Origin of the sequence: Spirosoma endophyticum (genome assembly GCF_900112365.1) — a bacterium.
In the GTDB taxonomy this organism is placed as follows: domain Bacteria; phylum Bacteroidota; class Bacteroidia; order Cytophagales; family Spirosomataceae; genus Spirosoma; species Spirosoma endophyticum.
Genome location: NZ_FOLQ01000017.1, coordinates 108,747 through 133,304 on the forward strand (window position 1 = coordinate 108,747; position 24,558 = coordinate 133,304).

The 24,558-nt window shown below is 49.0% G+C and carries 13 protein-coding genes; 8 read left to right on the top strand and 5 right to left on the bottom strand.

Translation table 11 applies throughout. The features are described from left to right. Nucleotides 1-127: 127 nt before the first annotated feature. The 3 genes from BM202_RS27905 to BM202_RS27915 are packed head-to-tail and all read right to left on the bottom strand — an operon-like array spanning nucleotide 128 to nucleotide 5,874. Entirely contained in the window at nucleotides 128-1,561 is a 1,434-nt protein-coding gene (locus BM202_RS27905; RefSeq protein WP_093832411.1) for an efflux transporter outer membrane subunit, read from the bottom strand. After that, a complete protein-coding gene (locus tag BM202_RS27910) occupies nucleotides 1,554-4,760 on the bottom strand; it encodes an efflux RND transporter permease subunit (protein WP_093832413.1) in 3,207 nt (1,068 codons plus the stop codon). Before BM202_RS27910 ends, BM202_RS27905 begins: the two co-directional genes overlap by 8 nt. Nucleotides 4,761-4,785: 25 nt before the next feature. Then, nucleotides 4,786-5,874 carry an efflux RND transporter periplasmic adaptor subunit gene (locus BM202_RS27915; RefSeq protein WP_093832438.1) on the bottom strand — a complete coding sequence of 363 codons (1,089 nt, stop codon included), beginning with the start codon at nucleotides 5,872-5,874 and terminating at the stop codon, nucleotides 4,786-4,788. 358 nt (nucleotides 5,875-6,232) lie between these two features. Here BM202_RS27915 and BM202_RS27920 point away from each other — a divergent pair, with 358 nt between their 5' ends. The 3 genes from BM202_RS27920 to BM202_RS27930 all read left to right on the top strand — a co-directional run bounded on the left by BM202_RS27920 (nucleotide 6,233) and on the right by BM202_RS27930 (nucleotide 10,703). Beyond that, complete coding sequence (locus tag BM202_RS27920; protein WP_177236701.1) at nucleotides 6,233-6,919, top strand: response regulator transcription factor; 687 nt, start codon at nucleotides 6,233-6,235, stop codon at nucleotides 6,917-6,919. A 7-nt stretch (nucleotides 6,920-6,926) separates the two neighbouring features. Then, nucleotides 6,927-8,330 (top strand): sensor histidine kinase, encoded by a 1,404-nt coding sequence (locus BM202_RS27925; RefSeq protein WP_093832415.1) that lies wholly within the window; start codon nucleotides 6,927-6,929, stop codon nucleotides 8,328-8,330. 291 nt (nucleotides 8,331-8,621) lie between these two features. After that, nucleotides 8,622-10,703, top strand: coding sequence for a CehA/McbA family metallohydrolase domain-containing protein (locus BM202_RS27930; protein ID WP_093832417.1), 2,082 nt, complete (start codon nucleotides 8,622-8,624; stop codon nucleotides 10,701-10,703). 387 nt (nucleotides 10,704-11,090) lie between these two features. Here the strand turns inward: BM202_RS27930 and BM202_RS27935 are convergent, their stop codons facing one another. Continuing rightward, nucleotides 11,091-14,951, bottom strand: coding sequence for a hybrid sensor histidine kinase/response regulator transcription factor (locus BM202_RS27935; RefSeq protein WP_177236702.1), 3,861 nt, complete (start codon nucleotides 14,949-14,951; stop codon nucleotides 11,091-11,093). Between the two features lie 399 nt (nucleotides 14,952-15,350). On the opposite strand from BM202_RS27935, the gene BM202_RS37420 reads away from it, so the two are divergent. From BM202_RS37420 to BM202_RS37425, 5 genes are all read left to right on the top strand, one after another. Next, nucleotides 15,351-15,554: a hypothetical protein gene (locus BM202_RS37420; RefSeq protein WP_093832421.1), complete on the top strand. Its 204-nt coding sequence runs from the start codon at nucleotides 15,351-15,353 to the stop codon at nucleotides 15,552-15,554. A 136-nt stretch (nucleotides 15,555-15,690) separates the two neighbouring features. Further along, nucleotides 15,691-16,881 (top strand): tail fiber domain-containing protein, encoded by a 1,191-nt coding sequence (locus BM202_RS27945; protein WP_093832423.1) that lies wholly within the window; start codon nucleotides 15,691-15,693, stop codon nucleotides 16,879-16,881. Nucleotides 16,882-16,963: 82 nt separating this feature from the next. Next, a complete protein-coding gene (locus tag BM202_RS27950) occupies nucleotides 16,964-20,518 on the top strand; it encodes a beta strand repeat-containing protein (RefSeq protein ID WP_093832425.1) in 3,555 nt (1,184 codons plus the stop codon). A 454-nt stretch (nucleotides 20,519-20,972) separates the two neighbouring features. Beyond that, nucleotides 20,973-23,216, top strand: coding sequence for an ATP-binding protein (locus BM202_RS27955; RefSeq protein ID WP_093832427.1), 2,244 nt, complete (start codon nucleotides 20,973-20,975; stop codon nucleotides 23,214-23,216). A 471-nt stretch (nucleotides 23,217-23,687) separates the two neighbouring features. Further along, the gene (locus tag BM202_RS37425) at nucleotides 23,688-23,906 is read left to right on the top strand and encodes a hypothetical protein (RefSeq protein WP_177236703.1); all 219 of its coding nucleotides are present in this window, start codon (nucleotides 23,688-23,690) and stop codon (nucleotides 23,904-23,906) included. A 359-nt stretch (nucleotides 23,907-24,265) separates the two neighbouring features. On the opposite strand, the gene BM202_RS27965 is transcribed toward BM202_RS37425, so the two are convergent. Then, nucleotides 24,266-24,558 (bottom strand): integrase core domain-containing protein (locus tag BM202_RS27965; protein ID WP_143100771.1); only part of this gene is annotated, 293 nt, incomplete at its 5' end.

Sequence of the window (24,558 nt, forward strand, 5' to 3'; positions counted from 1 at the left end):
CGTACTCGTGCGATTGAGGTGGATAACTCATCACGGTTGTAACGCAAAACCGCTACACGCTGTGCGTGTAGCGGTTTTGAACGCGTCGAAGCCGACGATTTTTCGTCGCTGTGGACTACAAATCAGCTTATTTCCAGCCGCCACCCAAGGCCCGATACGTATTGACCAGCGCATTCATTTGCTGCATTCTGGTTTCAATAAGCTCCATTCTGGCTTCCAGTACATCCCGCTGGGTCAGCAGTACCTCCATATAGTCGGCTCTAGCTGAGGTGAATAATTTGATCGATATATTCGTTGACTCGGTCAGTGCCTGAACCTGGTTGTTTTTTGCGTCGTATTTTTTGGCCAGGTTATCGATATTTGACAACTGATTGGCCACCTCAATGTACGCATTCAACACCGTTTTCTCGTAGTTATAAACGGTCTGTACTTGCTTGGCATTCGCACTTTTATACCTGGCCGTGATGTCATTCTTATTGACGATTGGTCCAACCAAGTCCCCGGCTAGTGAAGCAACCAATGCTTGAGGAGTATACACCAGATACAACGGATTGTAGGCCATCACACCCAAAAATCCTCGTAGCGTTAGCGACGGATAAAAGTTTGCTTTTGCCACACTTATATCCAGTTTGGCGGCCTCCAGGTTCCATTCGGCTTGCCGGATGTCAGGCCGATTGGCTAACAGCTGCGATGGAATGCCTGCCTGGATTGTAGGTGGAACTAAGTTGGTAAAACTCTGGGAATCCCGTTGAACGCGCTGCGGGAAACGCCCCACCAGAAAATTTATCCGGTTTTCCGTTTCGACAATCTTCTGCCTAATTTCGTACTGAAGACTCTGTGTTTTAGATACTTCGGCCTCAAACCGGCGGACAGCCAGTTCAGTTACTTTTGCTGCTTCTTTTTCCTGCTTTGTGATAGACAGGGCATTGTTAAGAATAACAAGGTTTCTCTGTATGATCTCCAGTTGCGTATCAAGCGCCAGAAGCTCATAGTAGTTATTGGCGACTTCAGCCACCAGATTCGTCACCTGGAAATTTTTCCCTTCGATGGATGCCAGGTAGCTGGCGACGGCTCCCTTTTTGGCATTACGTAGTTTGTGCCAGATATCCACTTCCCAACTGGCTGTGGCCCCAAAATACATATTCGGTAAAACCTCTGGTGTTTCTACCCCTGGTCGGATTTCGGTAGCCGCATCAGCCGCTCCCTGACTGGTGTAGCGCGACACTTTGTCGATACCGGCACCCCCACCCAGACTAAGAAAGGGTCGATAGGCCCCGCTTCTGGCAAATACTTCGTTATTGGCAATCTGGATTTCCTGTAGCGTAACATTCAGCTCCTGATTGTTATACAACGCCGTATCGATCAGAGCTGTGAGATACGGATCGGTAAAATACTGCCGCCAGGTCGTCTTTGCTGAGTTGGTGGAGTCCTGCGAGCTGTTATAGCTCGCAGGTACCAGTTTATTCTCTGTTTTCTGAACCAGGCGAGGTACAGTACAGCCACCCAGGAATAGGGTAACCAGTGTTATCCCTACCCGAGTCAATCGTCTTTTATTACGCATTATCTTCAATTTCTTCTGGTTGTGGAAAAATGTCAACTGAATGAACCAGATTTTCGGTCAAAGAATCATTTTCTTCATCTTTAATCATCTTTCTGCCATCAGCCAAACTGCCAAATATGTAGTATAAACCAGGAATGATGATGACCCCGAAAATGGTCCCGAATAACATACCCCCCATGGCAGAAGCACCAATGGTACGGTTACCAATCGCACCGGCGCCAGTTGCACTAATCAGCGGGATCAAACCGGCAACGAAGGCGAATGAGGTCATCAGGATCGGGCGGAAACGAACCCTGGCCCCTTCGATGGCTGCGTTCAGAATCGTTTCTCCCTGATGGCGCTTCTGAACGGCAAATTCCACGATCAGTACGGCATTTTTACCCAGCAGACCAACCAGCATGATGAGTCCGATCTGCGCATAAATGTTGTTCTCCAACCCCATTAACTGGAGTAGCAGGAACGAGCCAAATATCCCGACCGGCAGCGAGAACACTACGGCCAACGGAATGATAAAGCTTTCGTACTGAGCAGCCAACACAAAGTAGACGAAGGCCAATACGATCAGGAACACATACAGCGACTCATTTCCCCGGATCGATTCGTCGTAGGAAAGACCTTCAAACGCGATGTCGTACCCTCTTGGCAACGTCTTGGCGGCAACTTCCCGTATGGCTTGTATGGCATCAGCCGTGGTGTAGCCCTTGGCCGGAAGGCCCTGGATAGCGGCTGAATTGTACAGATTGAACCGGGTAATTTCATTGGGACCCTGACCTTTTTTTAGCTTCATGAACGCCGAGTAAGGCACCATTTCGCCCGCGTCGTTTTTGACAAAAAGCTTTAATAGATCGGAAGGAAGCCGTCTGAACTTAGGATCGGACTGCACGTACACTTTGAAGAACTGGTTGAATTTGGTAAACCCTTGTTCGTACGTACTACCAATCATAATGTTGAGGTTATCCATCGCTTTTCCAATCGATACACCTTTTTGCATGGCCAGATTGTTGTCGATCTCCAGTTCATATTGCGGATAATTGGCGGCAAAGAAGGTAAATAAGCCCGTGAGCTCTTTCCGTTTACCCAAATCCGCCATGAATTTCTTGTTGATATTATCAAATTCACGGTAGTCCGTATCGGTTGTTTTATCCAGCAAGCGCATGGAGAAACCGCCTGACGTACCAAATCCAGGAATAGCGGGTGGTTCAAAGAACTCGACCACCGCTCCAAGATTTCTCGTCTTGCCTTCCAGTTCCTCCATGATTTCCTTCACGTTTTTGTCGCGATCGCCCCAGGGTTTCAGGTTGATCAGACACGTACCGGCATTGGAGCCCCGCCCTTCGGTCATGATCTCGTAACCGGCCAGCGACGATACCGATTCTATGCCTGGAACTTCTTCACATATTTTCTGAAGGTTTCTCGACACCTGGTTGGTTTTTTCCAGGGTAGAGCCCGGTGGCGTCTGGATAATGGCGTAGATCGTACTCTGGTCTTCGTTCGGAATAAATCCGGCTGGCAGAATTTGATTCACGAATACGATTCCCAGACAAAAGCCCACCAAGATGACGAACGTAACGAATCGGCGGTTGACGATTAATCGTAACAAGCCTACGTACCATCCCGTCATTTTATCGAAGCCCCGGTTGAAACTGTCGATCCCTCTGGTCAGGAAGTTTTTCTTCTTTTCGGGATGTCCATGGTGATTTTTCAACAACATGGCACATAACACCGGTGTAAGCGTCAGGGCGATTAAGGCCGAAATCACAATGGAACTGGCCATGGTAATGGAGAATTGCCGGTAAAATGTACCGACCGGTCCCGACATGAACGAGATAGGCAGGAATACCGATACCATCACCAGCGTAATGGCGATAATGGCTCCGCTAATCTCACCAAGCACTTGCTTAACCGCACCAAAGGGCGTCAGATAGGGTTTATCCTCCATCTTGGCGTGCACGGCTTCCACCACCACAATCGCATCATCGACTACAATACCGATAGCCAGTACCAGCGCGAAGAGCGTAATCAAGTTGATAGAAAGCCCAAACGCCTGAATAACGAAGAAGGCCCCAATTAAGGATACCGGAACCGCCAGGATCGGTATCAGGGTTGAACGCCAGTCGCCCAGGAATATGAACACAACCAGGGCAACCAGGATAAATGCGTCTCGCAACGTATCGATTACCTGCTCGATAGACGCGTCCAGGAAGTTGGACACATCATAGCTGATTTTATAGTCCACCCCCGGAGGAAAGGACTCTTTCATTACCTCAAGCTTCTCTTTTACTTCTTCAATAACATCACTGGCATTACTGCCATAGTTTTGCCGCAACACAATAGCCGCCGACGGATGTCCATCCAGGTTTGAATAAATATCGAAGAATTCACTTCCCAGTTCAACGCGGGCTATATCCCGTAAGTGGATGCTCTCACCGGCGGAATTAGCCCGGATAATGATACCTTCATATTCTTCCGGCTTATTGTATCGACCTTTGTAGGTGAGCACATATTCCAGCGACTGAGCCGCTATACCGGAGCTTTGACCGATCCGGCCGGGTCGGCCTACAATACTTTGCTCTCCTACGGCCTTCATTACTTCATCTGTAGAGATATTGTAGGCCCGCATGCGCTCAGGGTTCAACCAAAGGCGCATGGCATATCGTCGACTACCCAATATCTGCGCCCTGGCGATCCCTTTGGTCCGTTGGATTTCGGGGATCATTTTAACGGTGGCATAGTTGAATAGGAATTTTTCGTCAATACTCTTTTCCTTGGAATAGAGATTGACGTACATCAACATACTGGGTTGGACAGGCGAAATAATAACCCCTTCGCGCTGAACCAGTTCGGGCAGAAGCGGCATAACCTGATCCACCCTGGTTTTTACCCTGATAACAGCCACGTTAGGGTCCGTACCCGGTTCAAAGATAATCCGGAGGGTAGCCTCACCAGCACTGGTTGCATCGGTAGCGATATACCGCATATCCTGAACACCGTTGATAGCCTGTTCGAGGGTAATCAGCGTCGATTTTACCAGTACATCGGCACTGGAGCCAGGATAAGCGATAAAAATATTGACGGTTGTGGGGGCAATATCCGGGAATTGAGAAATAGGTAATTTCTCAATAGCCAGTATGCCGATAAAAACTATCATGATCGATATCACAATAGCGAATACAGGTCTGCGGATGAATTTTGAAAACATGTCTTCCGATTTTTAGAATGTCTGATTACTCGGCATATAAACTTAGATTCGAGATGACAGACGCAGGTTTCACGAATGTGTATTGTATCTTTTCGTTTTCTTTTACCTGACGCAGCCCTTCCAGAAGGATCTTATCATCTTTAGTCAGACCTGATCGAACGACAAAAATGTGAGGCATTTCTGCGGCTACGGTGATTTCCCTCGACCGGATTTTATTGTCTTTATCTACTATATATACGTACTTCTTTTCCAGGACTTCGAAAGTGGCTTTCTGCGGGATGATCAGGGCGTTTTTCATCGGTAAAGTCATCTGTATATTACCGGTTTCGCCGTGCCGTAGCAGCCCATTGGGATTGGGGAACGTAGCGCGGAACGCAATGTTACCCGTTTCGTTGTTGAAGTCAGCCTCAATGGCCTGAACCACACCCGAATGATCGTATACCCGCTGGTTGGCCATCAGCAGGTTGACGTGCTGTAGGTTTTCCTCCTGCGCGTGGGTTTTATAGTTCAGGTACTCGGCTTCCGGTACGTTGAAATACACCCACATTTTGCTATTGTCGGAGAGTGTCGTCAGCAAATCGCCCTCGTTAATAAGGCTGCCCAACCGTACCTGGAAGTGGTCCATAATACCATCGAAAGGGGCCCTTACCTCCGTAAATCCAAGGTGAATCTGCGCGACGGACACTTCAGCTTTTGCCTTATCTAACTTAGCTTTAGCCAGAGCTAATTCATTTTTCGAAACGATATTACTATCCGCCAGTAGTTTTGTATTTTTGAATTCGACGTCCACAAAATTGGCTTCGGCCTGGGCTTTTAGTAATTCGGCCTGATATTGTATCGGCAGAATTTTAAACATGAGTTGCCCTTTTTTGACGTACTGCCCCTCGTCTACATAAATTTTTTCCAGGTAACCCTTCTCCAGTGCTCTTAATTCGATGTGCTGGATAGAATGGATTTGAGAGACGTAGTCATTGGTGATCGTCGTATCCCTTTGTAGGGGACTGGTAACCTGGTACTTAACTTCTTCTTCCTTTTCCTCTTCTTTATGTGTACAGCTTGTATAACCTAACAAGGCACATAAGCTCACAAGCGTGAGCACGAAAACTCTCTTCATCATAATCTTATTTTTTAAACGAAACTATTTTGACAATTTTTAAGAGATAGGCATGAGCCACCTAGCGGGGCCTGGGTAGGAAAAAAGAGTGCTAACTCCTCAAGCACTGTCAAGTCATTTAGTGAAGCGGATTTCAGTTTCATAGTTGTATTCGCTATATGGGATGTGAAGGCATCTCCCGAGAGTGGTCAACAGATCGTACCAGGCTGATAAAATCCGTAACTGACTGTTACAAAAGTAGATTTTGGGGGAATGGTCGACATTAAGGAATCCTTAAGAAACGATTAGAAGTTTATGAAGACCGTGTTTTGGCCAATTGGTTCTATTAATTTGGCAGTCGTTAATTTCTGTAATACCTATGCGAATTCTGGTAGTTGAAGATGAGCTTAAGCTGGCTGTATCCCTAAAAAGAGGGCTGGAGGAGTTTGGCTTTCAGGCCTCCGTAGCCTTAGATGGGGAGTCTGCCCGGCGAGCCATTGACTTTGGCGATATTAATCTGGTCATTCTGGACGTTAATCTACCCGACGTCAGTGGCTTCACGTTATGCCGGGAAATTCGAACCCGTAATGCCTATATACCCGTCATTATGCTTACGGCGCTGGGAACCATCGAAAACAAATTATCGGGCTTTGATGCCGGCGCGGATGACTACCTGATGAAACCTTTTGAATTCAGCGAATTGCTGGCCCGAATCCAGGCAATCCGGAAGCGGAGCATTCAAGCCAATAACCCGTTGGATGCCAGCCGGTTAATTTTAGCCGATCTGGTTATTGATCTGCGCGAAAAATCCGTAAGTCGGGCGGGGCACCCCATTAATGTGACGCCCCGCGAGATTGCCCTGCTCGAATACTTTCTCCGGCATCAGGGCACAGTGCTAACCCGCAATGAAATTGCTGAAAATGTCTGGGATATTCCTGTGGACTCGGGGTCGAATCTGATCGATGTTTACATAAATTCGCTACGTAAAAAAATCGACAATGACTTCTCCATCAAGCTCATCCATACCCGAAAAGGTATCGGGTATATGATGAAAGTGGAGGCCTGACCACCTGATGAATCTTCGTACTCGTTTTTCGCTGACGTTTATTGCCGTTGTATCGCCGATTTTATTACTCTTTCTGGGTAATTTCTATTACTACTTTGCGAATTCGAAACAGGAAGATTTTCTGATCAAGCTGAAAAACCGGGCCATTACCATGACGCATCTGTTGGTCGAAAAACGGTCAATCAATGAGTCATTGCTTCGGCGAATCGATGAAGATACCTATACGTCCTTCTCCGACCGGCGTGTCGCCATTTTCGACCAGCATAACCGTTTACTCTACGACAGCGGTGAACTGGATAACCCCGGTAAGGTTGGTCCTTCACTGCCAATAACGCCCACATTACTAAGTCAGATTGGCCAACAGCAGGAAGTGACCATAACCGATGGAAAACGGTCGGGTGTGGGGTTACTGATTCGGTATCAGGGACGGGGTTTTAAAGTCGTCAGCTACGGAATTGATGATTATGGCATTCGCAAAACGCGGGAGGCCATTTTTGTGTCGGGAGCCTCGTTTCTGGTTGCTTTTCTGTTGGTCATTGTATTGAGCCAGATTTTTGCCCAGCGATCCATCGAGCCCATTGCCAATATGATGCATCAAATCGATCAGATCACCGTGTCAAATTTAGAGGCCCACTTAACGGTAAGTAACGATCATGACGAATTAGGCAGATTGGCCGCTACGTTTAACCAGATGCTCGACCGGATTTCGGCCTTTGAACTTCAGCGGAGTTTTGTGGCCAATGCCTCCCACGAACTGCGCACTCCGCTTACACTCTTAACCAATCAGATTGAAGTCGCGCTGATTAAAGCCCGATCAGTAGACGAGTATCAGCAATTGCTGGCATCCCTACTCGAAGATATCAGGCAGCTCAATACGTTGTCGAACGGTCTGCTCGAACTGGCTCAGTTTGATGTGAAGCAGATTCATGTTGCCTGGACTCCCGTTGAACTCGATGAGGTGCTGTACGAAGCCGTAGCAACAATCCTGCAGAAAAATCCTACGTATACCATAACCATAGTAACAGACCCGTCGGACGAAGCGCTACCAACGATGCAGGTAGAGGGAGAGGAGTCGTTATTAAAAACCGCCTTTATAAATCTGATCGAAAATGGCTGTAAGTTTTCCTCAGATCACCATAGCCGACTCCTTGTTAACCTCAGTGATACGTCCGTGCAGGTAACTATTGCCGATCAGGGCATTGGCATTGCCGATTCGGAACTGGATTACATTTTTCAACCCTTTTATCGGGCCACCAATGCGCACACCATCAAAGGCAACGGAATTGGGCTTTCACTGACGGAAAAAATCATTAAAATGCACGGTGGTTCCATTACGGTACGTTCCGAACTTGATCGGGGAACAACCTTCACCATCTCGTTACCTCGTCGCCATTCAACGCCAGTCCTATGAGTCGCCCCTCGGTTATTGACTAGACTCGGCCAATTAAATACTCAGATATTGGTTAAATTCGTCTAAAGCTTCATTAACAGGTCAGGCCTACAGCCTCGGATGCTGCCCAGCCACCACAGCCTGGCCACGAATGACAAGTAAATTCAAACGCAAGTACTCTTCCGTGAAGTAGGGCTGTTCTCCTGTAAAAAAGACAACGTTGAACCGACTCAATCGACTTTTGAGGGAATGATTTTTTAACCTGACCAGCAGCCCGCGTCCGCTATTGCCGAATTTACTATCTGAATGATAATGAAAGATTACTTCCTGATTGTGTTTGTGATTGCCTGCTCGGTTGTCAATGGGCAGACGCCCGTGAATCTGTCCGGTTTTCAGAAAAGTAGTGGCGTTACCGTAACAAGCCAGGGTAATAATCTGGTCGTTAATTGGCCGGCCGGTGGCAAGGAAACGGCTAAACTGGTCATTAATCTGGATAAGGGTAAACCGCTTTTCAACAGCATCCAGTTGTCGCAACAAGGAAAGTTTAACGAGATCGCTACGTCTCTGGACCCGGCCTTCGTGCTGACCGTCGGCAAACGGGACTTAGTCTCACAAAATGGCTGGAACATCTTTTTCGACAAGACGAATAAGCTCCCCCATAAAGTGTATGCGGTTGAGCTGAACAAACGGACAGCCAGTGTCAAAACCGTTGGCTCCCGAACCGTCGTGAACGTATCGGAGGTAAAAACGCCAACCTTTGCGGGCGATCTTGAGATTACTGTTTACAATGGAAGTCCACTATTTAACGTAGCGGCCGTGATGGCGACGGATATTGATTCGACCGCCATTCTCTACGATGCCGGTCTGGTAACTACGCAACCCGTCTGGAAGTCGATTGCCTGGTCGGATACCGACAACCAGATGCAAAGCGTGCCGGCCGATCTGAAGCAACCCAATAAGGCGCAGGCGGTGAAATACCGAACTATAATTGGAGCGAACACCCGTGGCAGTCTGGCCGTATTTCCGGCCCCTCACCAGTATTTTTATCCACTGGACGAAGCCTTTAATCTGGATTTTACCTGGTATGGAGCCAATTATCGGAGTCTTGTCCCGGCTTTCGGTATTGGCATTCGGCAGGATCTGATGGGCGACAAACGCTGGGTACCCTGGGTCAATGCGCCACCGAAAACGCGCCAACGACTTAATTTTTTCTGTCTGCTAAGCACTGATACACCCGGCAAAGCGCTTGATGAAGTGAAGCGATTCACGCATAATGACAAGTACCCGGAAGTGCCCGGCTATAAAACCATGTCGAGCCATTTTCATAATGAATTCACCACGAAAGTAGTGCTGGCTGGCAAACCCGTTCCCGAAGTACCCAACTTCGTAAAGGTCTTTAAAAATTCGGGCGTCAACATTGTTCATCTGGCGGAGTTTCATGGCCCCGGCCATCCAACAGGGCCCGATAGCCTGCGTTTGCTGGAGCTGAAAACGTTGTTTGATCAATGTAAGCGCCTGTCCGATAAAAATTTCCTGTTGCTTCCCGGCGAAGAGCCGAACAATTTTTTCGGTGGGCACTGGCTGGAGTTTTTTCCAAAACCCGTGTACTGGATTATGTCGCGCAAACCCGAAATGCCGTTTGTGATGAATGATCCGCAGTATGGAAATGTGTATCGTATCGCCGATAAAAATGATATGCTACGTCTTTTGGAAGCTGAAAACGGACTGGCCTGGACGGCACACGCACGTACCAAAGGGTCAACAGGGTATCCGGATAAGTACAAGGATGAAGACTTCTACAAATCGGATCATTTCTTTGGTGCCGCCTGGAAAAACATTCCCGCCGATATGTCAGAACCCCGTCTGAGTCGGCGTGTACTGGACCTGATGGACGATATGGCCAACTGGGGATTTAAAAAGCACGTGATCGCAGAGTCGGACATTTTTACGATGGAGCCCGAAAACGAAACCTACGCCCACCTGAATGTCAACTATCTTCAACTGGACAAACTACCCGACTATGATCAGGGCTGGCAACCCATTTTAGACGTAATGCAGCAGGGAAAATTCTTTGTGACCACGGGCGAAATTATGCTACCCGCGTTCACCGTTAACGGAAAAGGCGCAGGCGAAACCCTTAGGTTGCCGACCGATGGTAAAGCGACGATCACGCTGGACGTTACCTGGACTTTCCCCCTCACGTTTGCCGAACTGATTTCCGGCAATGGCAAGCAGGTATTCCGGGAGAAAATCGACCTGACCAACACGACGCCGTTCGGTAAAAAGCAGTACCAGTTTACCACCAATCTAAAAAACAGGACCTGGGTACGCGTCGAAGTGTGGGATGCCGCCATTAATGGTGCATTTACACAACAGGTGTGGCTAACTCCTTAGGCAACCGGCCGCGCTATGGCCTGGCGCAGGGGGGCTGAAACGATCGGTGTGTGAAATAAAGCAATCACCCCACAAAGACATCCTGCTTACATATCTTCTCTCAAAAGCTTATATAAATGCCTTGTGTAGATGGCTGTCCGCTCAACAGTCCTAATAAGGGTAGTAGACTGACTAACAAGAAACTGTTTTCTCATTTGACCTCTATACTTGCAAAAATAAGCTCATCGGTGAGCCTGGCCCAAAAGGTAGATTGACATTCATCAATCATTTCGTTTGGGGTAAAGCAGTTAACGGGTCAATCAACGTTCCGATTTTCACCGCTACCGAATTGCCTCTTTTTACGAATCCGATGGCCGTTTTCAACGACTTTTATGTCAAGGATATACCCTAATTTGCTTGCTGCTCTTGAGCGATAAACTCGGAGGGCGTGAGTTTGTAAAGCTTACGGAAGCAGCTGGAAAAATACGAAGGACTCGAAAAGCCGACCAGATAAGCGGTTGCCGTTATGGTTTGTCCATCCCGCAGATACTCAGTAGCCCGCTTCAGCCGGTAATTTTGAATCAATTCATTTGCCGATAAACTTGATATCGCTTCAAGTTTGCGGTACAAACTAGCCCGGCTCATACCGATCTCACGAGACAACTGGTTAATGCCAAATTCCGAATCGTCGAGATGATTATTCAGAATCGTGTAAAATCGAAGTAAAAAGGGATCGGATTGAGCAAGCTCATCTGTTGAGGCTACTCTGTCCGGATCAGCCAGACTTTGTCGTACCCAGTCGCGTAGGCGTTGCCGATTATCAAGCAGATTCTGAATTCGGAGTTGAAGCTCCGCTAAATGGAACGGCTTCGTGATATAGTCATCGGCGCCAAGTCCCAATCCTTTTACCCGGCTATCCAACGTATTTTTCGCGGTTAATAAAACCACGGGTATATGGCTGGTATAAGGATCTGCCTTTAGTTTTTCGCAGAGCGTATACCCATCCATACCAGGCATTAGTACGTCGCTCAGCACTAAATCGGGCATGCGCTCAATCGCTATGTCGAGTCCCTGGGCACCGTCGCTGGCCCGCACCACCCGATACCAGGCCGGTAAACTTTGGCTAATAAACTCGGCCAGATCGTCATTGTCCTCCACCACCAGGATGAGGGGTGATTCGGTAGTAGGCTGGGATTTATGAATGGGTTGCCTCGCCTGATTAGTGTCAAGAGCCTTGGGTACCGGTTGCCCATCGAAGGCGGGTTGATAAGGGAGCCGAACGGTAAAGGTTGTACCCGCACCCGGCTGGCTATTGACCGAAACCGTACCCGCCTGTACGTCGACGAGTTCTTTGACCAGGGCCAGCCCAATGCCGGTTCCTTCCTGGGAACGGGTTGGGGAATCGTCAGCCTGATAGAAGCGGTCGAAGATAAAGGGTACTTGCTCGAGGGAAATTCCGATACCGGTGTCGGTCACCATAATCTGAACGAAGCCGTCGTTTGCTTGCTGTACCGTAACAACCACACGATCACCCGCCCGGCTAAACTTTAGGGCATTGGACACCAGATTGTAGATGATTCGTTCCAGTTTAGCCCGGTCAAATAAAAAATCGCCCGTGAGCTGCGGTTGATAGCCTAACTCAATGTGCCCACGATCGGCTTCCTCCCGGAATGACCGTACCGTCTCCTCTATAAATTCGCTCAAATTACCGACCGACTTCTGAACAGTCATGGCCTTCGCTTCTAATTTCGAGAGATCAAGCAGTTGGTTAATCAACTCCAGAAGCTGGTAAGCATTACGTTCAACAACGCCTAGCCGACGCTGGTCATCGGTATCCGCGTATTTTTGTTTTAACTGCTGAACAGGCGTTAAAATCAGCGTTAAGGGGGTTCTAAACTCATGCGTCACGTTCGAGAAAAAACGCGTTTTCATCTCATCAACCACCCGCAACTGCTGCGTCTCCCGTTCCTGAAAAGCCAGACTTTGTTGCTGGAGCGTAAGTTTCTGCTGTAAGCGTAATCGGTTGATGTATGAACGTAGCACTACGTAGGCTATCCCAAAAACGAGGAGTCCGTAGACCACATAGGCCCACCAGGTTGCCCAGTAAGGCGGGTGAATACTAACCGACAAAGTCCGGACGTGTGGACTCCATTGCCCGGAGGTGTTGGATGCATTCAACTTAAGGACGTAGTGGCCGGGGCTTAAGTTCGTATAAATAGCTTCTGGCTGAGTCGTTTCGACCCATTGGTTGGTCAGCCCTTCCAACTGATACCGAAACCGGTTCTTTTCGGGTTTGTTATATTGTGCTATTGCAAATCGAACCGTCAGGAAGTTCTGGTCATAGGGTAACTCCAGCTCTTGCAATACCTGCACCGGCAGGAAAGGTACCGCGACTGTATCTGGAGGGCTCAGCGACAAGGGCTGGTTATTAATCTGAATCTGGGTGATTTCAACGGAAGGTGAAAACCGATCGTCCTGAATCTGGCGGGGCGAAAAAGCCGTGATGCCTTCCACTCCTCCCATATAAATTTGCTCCTTAGCGATCCCGAGACGGGGCAGGTGCAAAAAATGAAAGCGATTAAACTCGTCCGCCAGCAACCCATCCTCATGGGTGTAGGTGCGCATCTGAAATGTTTTTCGATGCATACGTACCAGCCCCTTGTTGGTTCCCATCCAGAGGTATCCCTGTTGATCAGGAATGGCTGAGTAAATCACATTATTGGGCAATCCATCCGCTTCGGTAAAACGGCGGCATTGGCCAGTGCGTTTATCAAACGCGCACAGGCCTGCCCCAAACGTACCGATCCATAAGCGATTGGGATCGATCGGGTCGGCTGACATACAATATAGACTATTACTATTAATCGACGCCGGGTTGGACGCCACATGGGTGAACTGTCGATGAACGCCCGTTCGGCGATCAATCCGGAGCAGGCCTCCGCGTGACGTAGCTAACCACAGCGCCTGTTGATCGACCACTAATTGTAAGGGAGGGTCCGAACCTGAAATGCGTATGGTATGGTCAAACGGTATCCACTTACTCATTTCTGCCTGGTAATGCCAGGCCAACGAATCATATACTACCCATATCTGTCCGGCTGGATCGGTGGCCATTGGATAGGGGGTAGGTCCTTTCGGTGGCGCGGGTGATGGAATGGTCGTTAGGTGACCACTTACCAGGTCAAGCCGTTGAAAGGGTTGAGTAGCCGCGTTAAACCAAAGTCTGTGCTGTTGATCGATTGTATACCGGAAATTATAGCTACTGCCATTGGTTACATAAGATGTGGGCAGGTTTGGCTTCACGCCTAACCAACGTCGAAGCAAATCGACATGGAAGGAAACCTGATACGGGGCCGTCTGAATAGGATTTCCCCTCAGATCATACGTTCGGATACCGCCCCCATTCGTCCCGATCCAAAGTACATCCGATCGATCCACCCATAAACTCCGGCCCTGTTCAATTGAGGAGCCCGAGGATTGAGAGCGAAGCAACCGAGGGCCTTCCTTATGGGTGTATTGGTACAAAAGGCCTTCCCGCTGAAAATAGATGACTCCTTTGTTATCGGTGGTAAAATGCGTTTGATCCCATACTATACGCTTGGGGGGAAGGGAATAGGCCTGCGTTTGGCCAGTGAGTGGATTAAGCCGTATCAACTGCTGGCTGGAGCTAATAAGAAACTGGCCATCCTGGGTTCGGTAAAGCCCGTTTAAGCCGTCGTGAGGCACCGGAAAGGTAGGCGCTATTAAGCGCTGTCGTGCTGCATCAAAATACATAAGTCCTTGATAAGTAGCTACCCAGCAGCGGCCAAGATTGTCTTCGGCAATGCCGATTCCCGGATCTTCCAACGTATCAGGCTGGCCTTGCTGAGGACGATAGAGTTGACACCGTCCTGTGCGCGTATCATACATGCCTGTGCCCCAGGCATTAAATATAATCCAGAGCCGATCCTGTCGATCCAGCCAGACATTCCCTGGCCCCGAGTGCGGGAAGGCTTGCTTAAAGGCGGGTAGTTGGGAGACATTGGTAAACGTTTCGGTACGTGGATCAAAGCGATCCAGATCACCTCGTTCACTGATGATCCAGATCATGCCCCGATGATCCAATATCAGCCTGACTAGTCCGGGGAAGGAAAGCGATGGCTTTCCGGTAGATGTTGGTTTAAACGTCCGAAATGTCCGGCCGTCATACCGACAAAGCCCATCGCGGGAAGCGATCCACATGAATCCCTGACGATCCTGAACAATCCCGGTTATAAAACCCTGAGACAAACCCTGCCGATCATTAATTACCCTGGGTGTAGGTAAGAAAGAAGACTGTGCTAACGAAGAATTATCGATAAGACCTATATACCAACTTATTATTAGTAAGAGACAGTGCCGTAATAGATTATACAGGCGCATACCAGGTCTGATCTTGTTGAGTAAATGAAGAAAAGCATTAACTGGCTAACGCCAATTATTTAGCCTTAAATATACAAGGAAACAGATGAAGCCATATACAAATTAGGAACTGATTGTGTAAAAGGTATACTTGAGAGGGCGGGTTTTCTTAACTAAAAAGACTTATTTGAGACGAAATTGACAGGATTTGAGACGAAATTAACAGTCCAGTTAGTGAAGAGTTTAGACCTTTGGAGAATTAAAAACACTACGTACTCAACTCAATCGATGGCTAAACTATTACGATTCTTTTTATTCACTGCTGCACTTCTCTCTATAGCTAAACAAGGAAGCGCTCAACAGCTTGTCTATAGCCTTTACATTACACCCACCGGCGCTGGGGCTAAAAACGGCACGAGTTGTATGGATTGGATGGCTGCCGCACGCATAATTCCACCCCTGGAAACGAGCGAAATTACATCGTCAAGCTAGGCCCAATCTACAGCTTACTCTACTAGAATATAACTCCCTAAAATCAAAACGTTCACGTTCAGTTTCGCTGCTTTTCAAAGCAGGCGACAGGTCTTCTTTTGTCCAAATAAATTCATTCTAGCTCAAATCAAATTCTATGAAATTTCAACATGTATGTATCGCAGCCATCATGAGTATGGCCGTAACAGCGGGCGTTCAGGCGCAGGTAAAAATTGGGGCCAATCCAACAACGATTACAAGCAACGCCGTGCTGGATGTCCAAGGGTCGAGTGGTCAGCATACCGTGATGTTCCAAGACGGCCAGGTGGGTATTGGTACGACTACTCCAGCGACTAATTCGACTGGTTTAGGCGTTAAGCTCAACGTAAATACAGCGGCCTCTAACAACCAGGCGATAAAGCTTTCAATCGGCGATGTCGGGAAGTTTTTTATGGTACCCCAGTTGGGCTTTGTCGGGGCCTATAACCTAATTGTAAATGAAGGTGACGCGGGGATCATTTTCCCCAACGCGGGTGGTGCCTCAATAGGCCAGGGGGCAGCTACCAGCCGGGGCTTTGTTATTGCGCCCCATTCAGTTAATGAGAATGGAGCTTCAGGTCTGAAAATAACCGAAAGAGGGTATGTGGGTATTGGAATAAATTCGCCCAAATTCCAGCTTGAGGTAAACGAGGGAATCGGTTTCGGGGGTTTCGGCGGTGTGTCCCCACTGGTAAATACCAGCAACAAAGGTGCTATCTACTGGAACGCTGTACAACCTGGCATAGGTGAGGTTGAGCTGGTAAACTATTGCGGTACTGGCTCGGGGGGCTTCCGCTTTTTCAACCTACCCATTGGCGGCACGCCCAGCCTTAGCTATGATATCGCCTATATCGATCTCGCCGGCGCCTATCATGTCCTGTCTGATGCCCGCGTAAAGACCAATGTGCAGGGCGTCACGTCCGGTCTCAGCAAGGTGATGGCGCTGCACCCGGTTACCTATGATGTGCATACCAGCAAATTATTGACAGATGGCAAAGTAACGTTCAACGCGGATGATAAAACAGTTCCATCCGTAGGCTTCATCGCCCAGGAGCTGTATAAAGTACTCCCCGAAGCGGTCCACAAGCCCAAGGATGACACCAAGGAGTTTTATCATGTAAACTACGATGGTCTTATCCCCGTGCTGACCAAAGCCATCCAGGAGCAACAGGCTGAAATCGCTGCACTCAAAGCTCAGGTGGCCGAAGTCGCCGAACTGAAACTGGCCATGAGCGAAATGCGGCAGGAACTGATAAAGGTAGGGGTTCGGAAGGTGAAAGTCACCGGCAGCAAGGTAGCTAAACGCTAGGCAACTGATCAGGCTGATTACGGATGTTCACGCCTGGATATCCCCGCTTAAACATTGATTCTTACTCCTAAAGAGATATCAAATGATAAAATCATACAATCCTCCACCCCGCTGGCAGTGGGTCTGGATGAGCATACCTGTAGTGCTGGTGTTGCTCGTCATGGCCTTATCTGCCCGGGCTCAGCAGGGTAGTCAGGGCAATACCACTATTTTTAGTGGTGCCCAGATGACCCTTTTTGGCAACCACAACTTTCTTACGGGCGGGGCGGGCACCCAACCCGGCATTATCGGTACGGTACGTTCTTCGCCGGCGGGGGTGCTCAGCTTTGCGGCTACGGCAACCGGCTATACCGGGGCCAACGATGCCAATCACGTCGATGGCTACGTACGCAAGCAGGGGGCTGGTTCGTTCGTCTTCCCAACCGGGGACAATGGCCACTACGGTCCGTTTGCCGCTGCCGCTGATGGCACGACGGGCGCTTACTTCTTTACGAACCCATCTACCGCTGTTACGTCTAATTTAGGGGGTGGTAATTATGCCGCTTTGCCAGCCGGTGCTCCCTTCAGTACGAGCGCTAAAGATGCTACGTTGTCGGTGGTGAGCACACAGGAGTACTGGGACATTGATGGCACGAATAACACGACTATTACCCTAACCTGGAGTACGTTAAGCGCAATTGGTACGTTAACCAGTAACGATCTGAGCAAACTGACGATTGTCGGATGGAATGGTACCCAATGGGTAGCGATTGCCTCGGCGGTCGATGTGACGTCGGTGCTGGGTGGAACAAGCAACCTGACAGCGGGTTCCATTACCACCACCGGCGTACTTACCCCCAATGCCTACACGGCATATACGTTCGGCGCTACGGCTGCGCTGGCTCCATTTGCTTGTTCGTCGCTGGCCTATCAGGTAGCGGCTACCGGCGGAGGTGCTCCGTCAACCCTCTACTCGTTCAACGTAGCCACGGGCGTCCGCACGGTCATTAAACAAGACCTGGGCCGGTTAATCAATGGCATCGGCTATAATACCGTAGATAATCTGATTTGGGGATTTGATGGGGCAGCCCGTGAGGTGGTACGGATTGATGCGACCGGAGCGATTACAGGCTTCACCATTCCGAATTTACCCGAGAGAGGATTTAATGTAGGGGATGTGCTCAACGGCGGCTATCTGTTTCTTTACAACACAGATCTGGCGACGTACTACGTAGTGGATATTAATCCAGCTCGTCCCAGTACCTACCTTCAATTGGTCGATCCCACCATTGGCTATGTACTCGATGCTGCACCCTACGGGACGACCATCACCCCGACGCTGACCATCTCCGACTGGGCCTATAATCCCAGTACAGGCAATTTTTATGGGCTAACGGCCGCAACTGATGCCACCCCATTCCGGATTACAACGCTCAATCCCGTAACGGGTGTCGCAACCGTAGGAACAGACGCTGTGTCGGGTGGGACCATTGGGACCGAAACATCGGGGTTCGGGGCCAGCTTTGTCGACAATTCGGGGAACCTCTTTGTCTTTGGCAACCAGTCTGGTAAGTTTTTCAAAGTTAACCTATCGTCCAGAGTCGCTACGCTGGTGTCGACATCCAGCCCAAGCGGTAATAATGACGGGGCCAGTTGTAATCTGGCCAATCTGTTGCCGCCAACGCCCTTTGCCTGTGTATCCAAAACGTATCAGGTGGCGGTGCCTACGGGACAGACGTTTTCCTCGCTCTACGAGTTCGATGTGAATACGGGGAGCCGAAATACGCTAGCCACGCTGACCCGGACCATCAACGCGATTGGCTACAGTACCGTGGATAACTACATCTGGGGATTTGACAACAATTTGAACCAGGTGGTACGTATCGACGCCAACGGGTCTATCCTGGGGTACACGATTCCGAATCTGCCGAATCTAAACTTCATCAATGGGGACGTCATGACGGGGGGCTATCTGTTCCTTTATACGTCTGGTGGAACCCGGTACTACGTGGTCGATATCAATCCGGCACACACAAGTACGTATCTGCAACTGGTCGATCCAACGACGGGCTTTACGGTCGACAACACGCCTTTTGGTACGGCTATTACAGCGTATACGATTTCAGACTGGGCGTATGATCCGGTCACGAATAAGTTTTACGGGCTGACCAATACAACCGCCACCGATCCGTTCAAGATCGTAACGCTCGATCCGCTGACGGGTACGACCACGCTGGCCGCAGCGGGCGTGAGTGGGGGCGGGATTCGGCAGGAAATATCGGCTTTCGGAGCAACCTATATTGACAATACGGGGAATCTCTTTGTGTATGCCAATACACTGGATGTGTTCTTCAGGATCAACATAGCGACCAACGTAGCGACGCAGTTGTCCGTGACGGGTGTTCCGCTGGCCGGTAACGACGGAGCCAGCTGCCCGTTAATAAATCTGATCACGCCACCGACTCCATTCTCCTGTACCTCAACGGCCTATCAGGTGGCTATACCGAACGGGCAGACCACCTCGACCCTGTATGGCTTCAATGTAGGCACCGGAACCCGCACGACAGTGGCCGCTCTCAATCGGGCTATCAATGCCATCGGTTACAGCCCTACGGATAACCTGATCTGGGGCTATGACAACGCAGCGCATCGGGTGGTACGCATCGACGGGACCGGAACGGTGACTGCTTTCAACATCACGAATCTGCCGACGAACGTAAACTATGTAGTAGGAGACGTAATGAATGGCGGGTATTTATTTCTGCTCAATGGGAACCGATACTACGTAGTGGATATTGATCCAAGCCGGACCGGCACGTACCTGGACTTAGTTGAATCGGCCGATAACAGTACAGTTGATGCGACGCCTTTTGGTACGACCATCACCAACTACTCGCTGTCTGACTGGGCGTACAACCCGGCTACCAACCGGTTCTATGCGCTGACCGATCCGGGTAATGCCAGTTCGTTCAAGGTGGTCACCATGAATCCCGCCAACGGCTCAACCACACTGTCGACAGGAACGGTGAGCGGAGGAGGTATTCAGACGGAGACGAGTGCCTACGGGGCAGCTTTTGTGGACGCTTCGGGTGCCCTCTTTGTGTATGCCAATACGCTGGATCGATTCTTTAGGGTTGACCTGGCTACGAACGTGGCTACGATATTAGGCACTACGGGTACACCACTGGGAGGAAACGATGGCGCCAGTTGTACGACGGCAACGTTGGTAGCCCAGCCCGATCTGGCGCCAATTATCTATGCATTACCCGCTACGCAGTATGGCACCACCAACTTTACCGTTGTGGTCGATGTCTATGATCTGTTGCCGACAGCGAGTACAGGCCTCATTACGGTCTACGTGTCGAAAGATCCGTTAGTCAATCTGAGCTTTGACGGAGCGGCAACCCTGGTGGGCGGGAGAATTGTACAAAACAGCATCTGGACCCTGAATAACTCCAATCCAGACTCGTATATTTTCACCACCACCCAGTCCATTGCGGGCCAGGGGCGTCAATCAATTGGGTTAACGGGCGTGTTGACGCCAGGCAACACCCAGGGCACCTTAACCATCAGTACGACGATTGTAGGAGGCAGTGGCGGTGAAGTCCGGATAGACAACAATTCGGACGCTGACAAGATCGATTATTTTAAGAAGTAGTTTTATTTTAAGAAGTAGGTTGGATAAAAGGGGTGATAGGTCTAAGCTATCACCCCTTTTTTATATTAATAGATTGAAATAGCTACGCAAGCGGCAAATGGCATAACAAGTAATCATGGTAGGTACCCCTACCAATGAGATCCATAGAAGTCCGCCATACATGAATAGTATAATACCACTCAGGACAAGGGGCAATACCATTCAACTGAGCTAGATAATGTAGGGTGATAACTCGTAGTCATCGTTGAATGTATATAGATAGAAGGCTTATTGGGGTAAACGATGAATACTGACATCGCTTCTGGGCGTTCTGATTGAGCCGATTCGCTTGGTTGTACTGGGCCCGTATTCGTTTCAATACGTCAGCTTTGGCTGGCAACCAGCCACTTAGTAAGTTGTTCTCATTTACTACATTCCCTTATAGTAGCTTTGAGCGTCCTTCCTCTTCCCATCCATGATTCGCCTTTTATTGATTTGCCTGATTTGTTGGCTGACTACGGGCTCAGGCTTTGCTCAGCCTAAACTTCCTGCCCCTGCCAAGTCCGTTTTTACTATTGACAGTCTACCCGTCCAGGGCATCGTACTTAACCAGGGCTGGCGATGGCACGAAGGGGACAACCTGAATTGGGCGAAGCCTGACATCGATGATCAGTACTGGCAGGCAATTGACCCTAGTCAGGACATCACGGAGTTAGCTAACATTCAGCAACGACAAAGAGGCTGGTTGCGGCTACATATGCGGGTGGATTCGACCTTACTGGGCAAGGTGATCAGTATGCTGATTGAACAGCAGGTGGCCTCCCAGCTTTACCTGAATGGACAACTCATTGGCGGCTTCGGGCAACTTAGCACAGACCCTAACCAGGTAAAGGCGTATAACCCGTCGGGCGCTAACCAGGCCTTAGGGCAAGCGATTCATTTTCAACTAGGCCCACAAGCCGATCAGGTACTGGCCGTACGCGTTGCCCTCCAGCCGGGTATACATTATCTAAAATTCTTCGACCGACCCAATCCATTTCTGCTGATTCGGCTTCACCAGGCGGACCAACGTAATCAAAACCGCATTGACAGCAGCGGAAACTTTGATCTTATGTTCTTTGACTATTTCAAGGTGGGTCTGTTTTCGATTCTAGCCCTGCTGCATTTGCTATTTTACGTCTTATACCCGGCTCACAAAGCAAATCTCTGGTTTAGCCTATACTGCTTTTTTGCCGCTGCCATCTATTTGAACCAACCCATATTCTATCAATACGTCCATAGTGTAGCGGATCGCATGCATAGTGCCATCGCCCAGTGGGTTTTTATCTTCGGGGCTCACCTGTTCATTTTAGGAGCCGTCTATACCCTGTTTAAGAAACAAGTCGGTTTTGTCTTTTATACGGCCTTTTTTGGCTTTAGTGTTTACCTTATCCTATTCACCCTGCAAGTGAATATGCCCACTGACCTGGCCACTATCTTGGCGCTGATCCTAACCGATATCGAAACAACCCGACTGCTTTTGCTGGCTGCTCGGAATCGGGGAAACGAATATTGGGTTTTGACGATTGGTGCTGGCAGTTTTGTGTTGTTGATCAGTGCCGCTCTGGTGATTCCGTATTTGGCAGTTGATCTCTCTATGAAATTCATAATTGTTCAGGTATTCTTCAATGTTGGTACGCTCAGTTTACCCCTGAGTATCACCTTATTTCTGGCCAGTCAGTTTGCCAAAACCAATCGCTCTCTGGCCAAAAAATTGAAACAGGTAGAACACCTTTCGACGCTGATGCGGACTCAGGAACAGGAGAAACAGCAGATTTTGGCCCGCCAAAATGAAACTCTTGAACAACAAGTAACCCTACGCACGGCTCAATTGAAGCAGTCGTTGACTGAACTGAAAAGTACCCAGACGCAACTGATCCATCAAGAAAAAATGGCCTCTCTGGGGAAGTTAACCAAAGGTATTATGGACCGCATGCTGAATCCCCTCAATTACATCAACAACTTCTCCCTAACAGGCAAGGAGCTTCTGGGGGAAATCCGGACGGTGACCCAGAAACATCAGGCTACCTTTTTGGCCGATGAGCAGGACGACCTGGAAAATGCCACCACCATGCTGGCTCAGAATCTGACCAAGATTCATGAGCATGGCAACAGCACCGCCCGCATCTTACAGGATATGCAAAAACTGCTCAAGGAGCGCTCGTCGACCTTCGTGCTCACCGACCTCAATTCCTATTTAACCCAGCAGATCGACACCTGTTTTCCCAAAGCGCTGGCTAATTATCCTGCCTTACGGATTCAACTGGAACTACAACTGGCACCTCAGCCGCTCCTGGTGAATTTATTACCCCATGAATTTAGTGAAGTACTAACGAGTCTGGTCGATAACGCCTGTTACGCGCTGGCCGAAAAGTGTCGGCGGGTAACAGGATTTGAACCGCGGCTGGAAATAAGCACGGTAGAGATTGAGGATCAGGTGCAGCTTCAGGTTCGGGACAATGGGCGGGGCATTCCTCCCAAAGAAGCTAGTCAATTGTTTAGTCCCTTTTTCACCACCAAGGCTACGGCCAAAGGCTCTGGTCTGAGCTTATACCTTAGCAAAGAAGTGGTGGAGGCTAATCTTCATGGTCAAATTCGAATTGACTCGGTGGAGGAACAGTACACCCAGGTAACGATTCTGTTGCCGTTGAAATCGGAGTTGGCTACCACCTGGTCTTAGCTTATTCCGTTACGCAATAGCTATTGTTGTAAAGTTTAAAAATCCCACCACATGGAAATAAACCTACCAAACCTACAGAACCCTTTTCGTAGGTTTAGGAGGGAGGTTCATACTACGTTTTCCCAAAAATAAAACGGCCCCGCCAATGATAGCAGGGTCGTTTAGCTTATTATTTGGCTATTGTGGGTGAGAAAGTAATCCTTTGTGTCAGGGCTCCTGCTTACAAATTAATATGGAAGGGATGTCAATAATTTGCTCAATCCTCCTGCTTACCGCTCCCTAAATACATGATAAAAACAATAGGACACTTGATTTTAAAACGGCTGATGCGTCACTTGCTTATTTGATTCATCTCATTTCTTTCTTCAAGCTCCGTTATGAACAATCTATTTTTGTTCTTGTACAATACGAGTACGACGATTCAGACACTCAATATTGACTGTGTTGATGCCAGGCGCTATCCATTAGCTAGTGCTGGCCCAAACTCAAACGGATTTGATCAGCACGTCCTATACGGGCACGAGTCGCTATCATGTCTTCCTGGGTGTGCAAGCGGGCAATTCAGCCAGTAATACAGGTGACTACAACACCTTTACGTGCTATCAGGCCGGTAGAGCGACCACCACGGGCAACAATAACACCGTGATGGGCTATGGTAATGTTCTCAGGTCGCAGCTCCGAAAAGTCTGAAAACCGTAGCTCCGTATAGCAGCCAATTAGAAACAGATCACATACCCGGTCGAGTCTGGGGGTTAGCCGACAGATCAAGATTATAAAGGCCAGTCAACTCGTCGTCCGTTAGTTAAATATTATATACGTCCTCTACCAGTTTCTTATAATCACGATGCCGGAAAATCAGGTTAGTATGCATTTCATCAAGGTGCGCCTACTCAAGCATTACCTTCAAATCTTTCAGCAGTGTACCTACGTAGTTGAGGGTCAACCCTCGATCCGTCAGCCACAACTTAAAAGCATTGTAGTAATCCATGGTATAGACGTCATAGTCAACATGTCCTTACCCCGTTATATGAGCCAGTTTTGACTGGAGCTTAAGCCGCCTGCCGGTATTCAACGGGCGTCATAAACTTCAATGCTTGATGAGGGCGCTCCGTATTGTACTCCACCAGCCAAGCATCCACCGTTCGGCGTACCTGCGCCAGACTATTGAACGTGTTGGCGTTCAGTACCTCTCGTCGAAATGTGCCATTGAATCGTTCAATATAAGCATTTTGCGTGGGCTTGCCCGGTTCAATCCAATGTAATACCACCTGCTTTTCAGCACACCAATCCTGCAAGGCTTGGCTAATAAATTCAGGTCCGTTGTCGCTTCGTAACCGCTCTG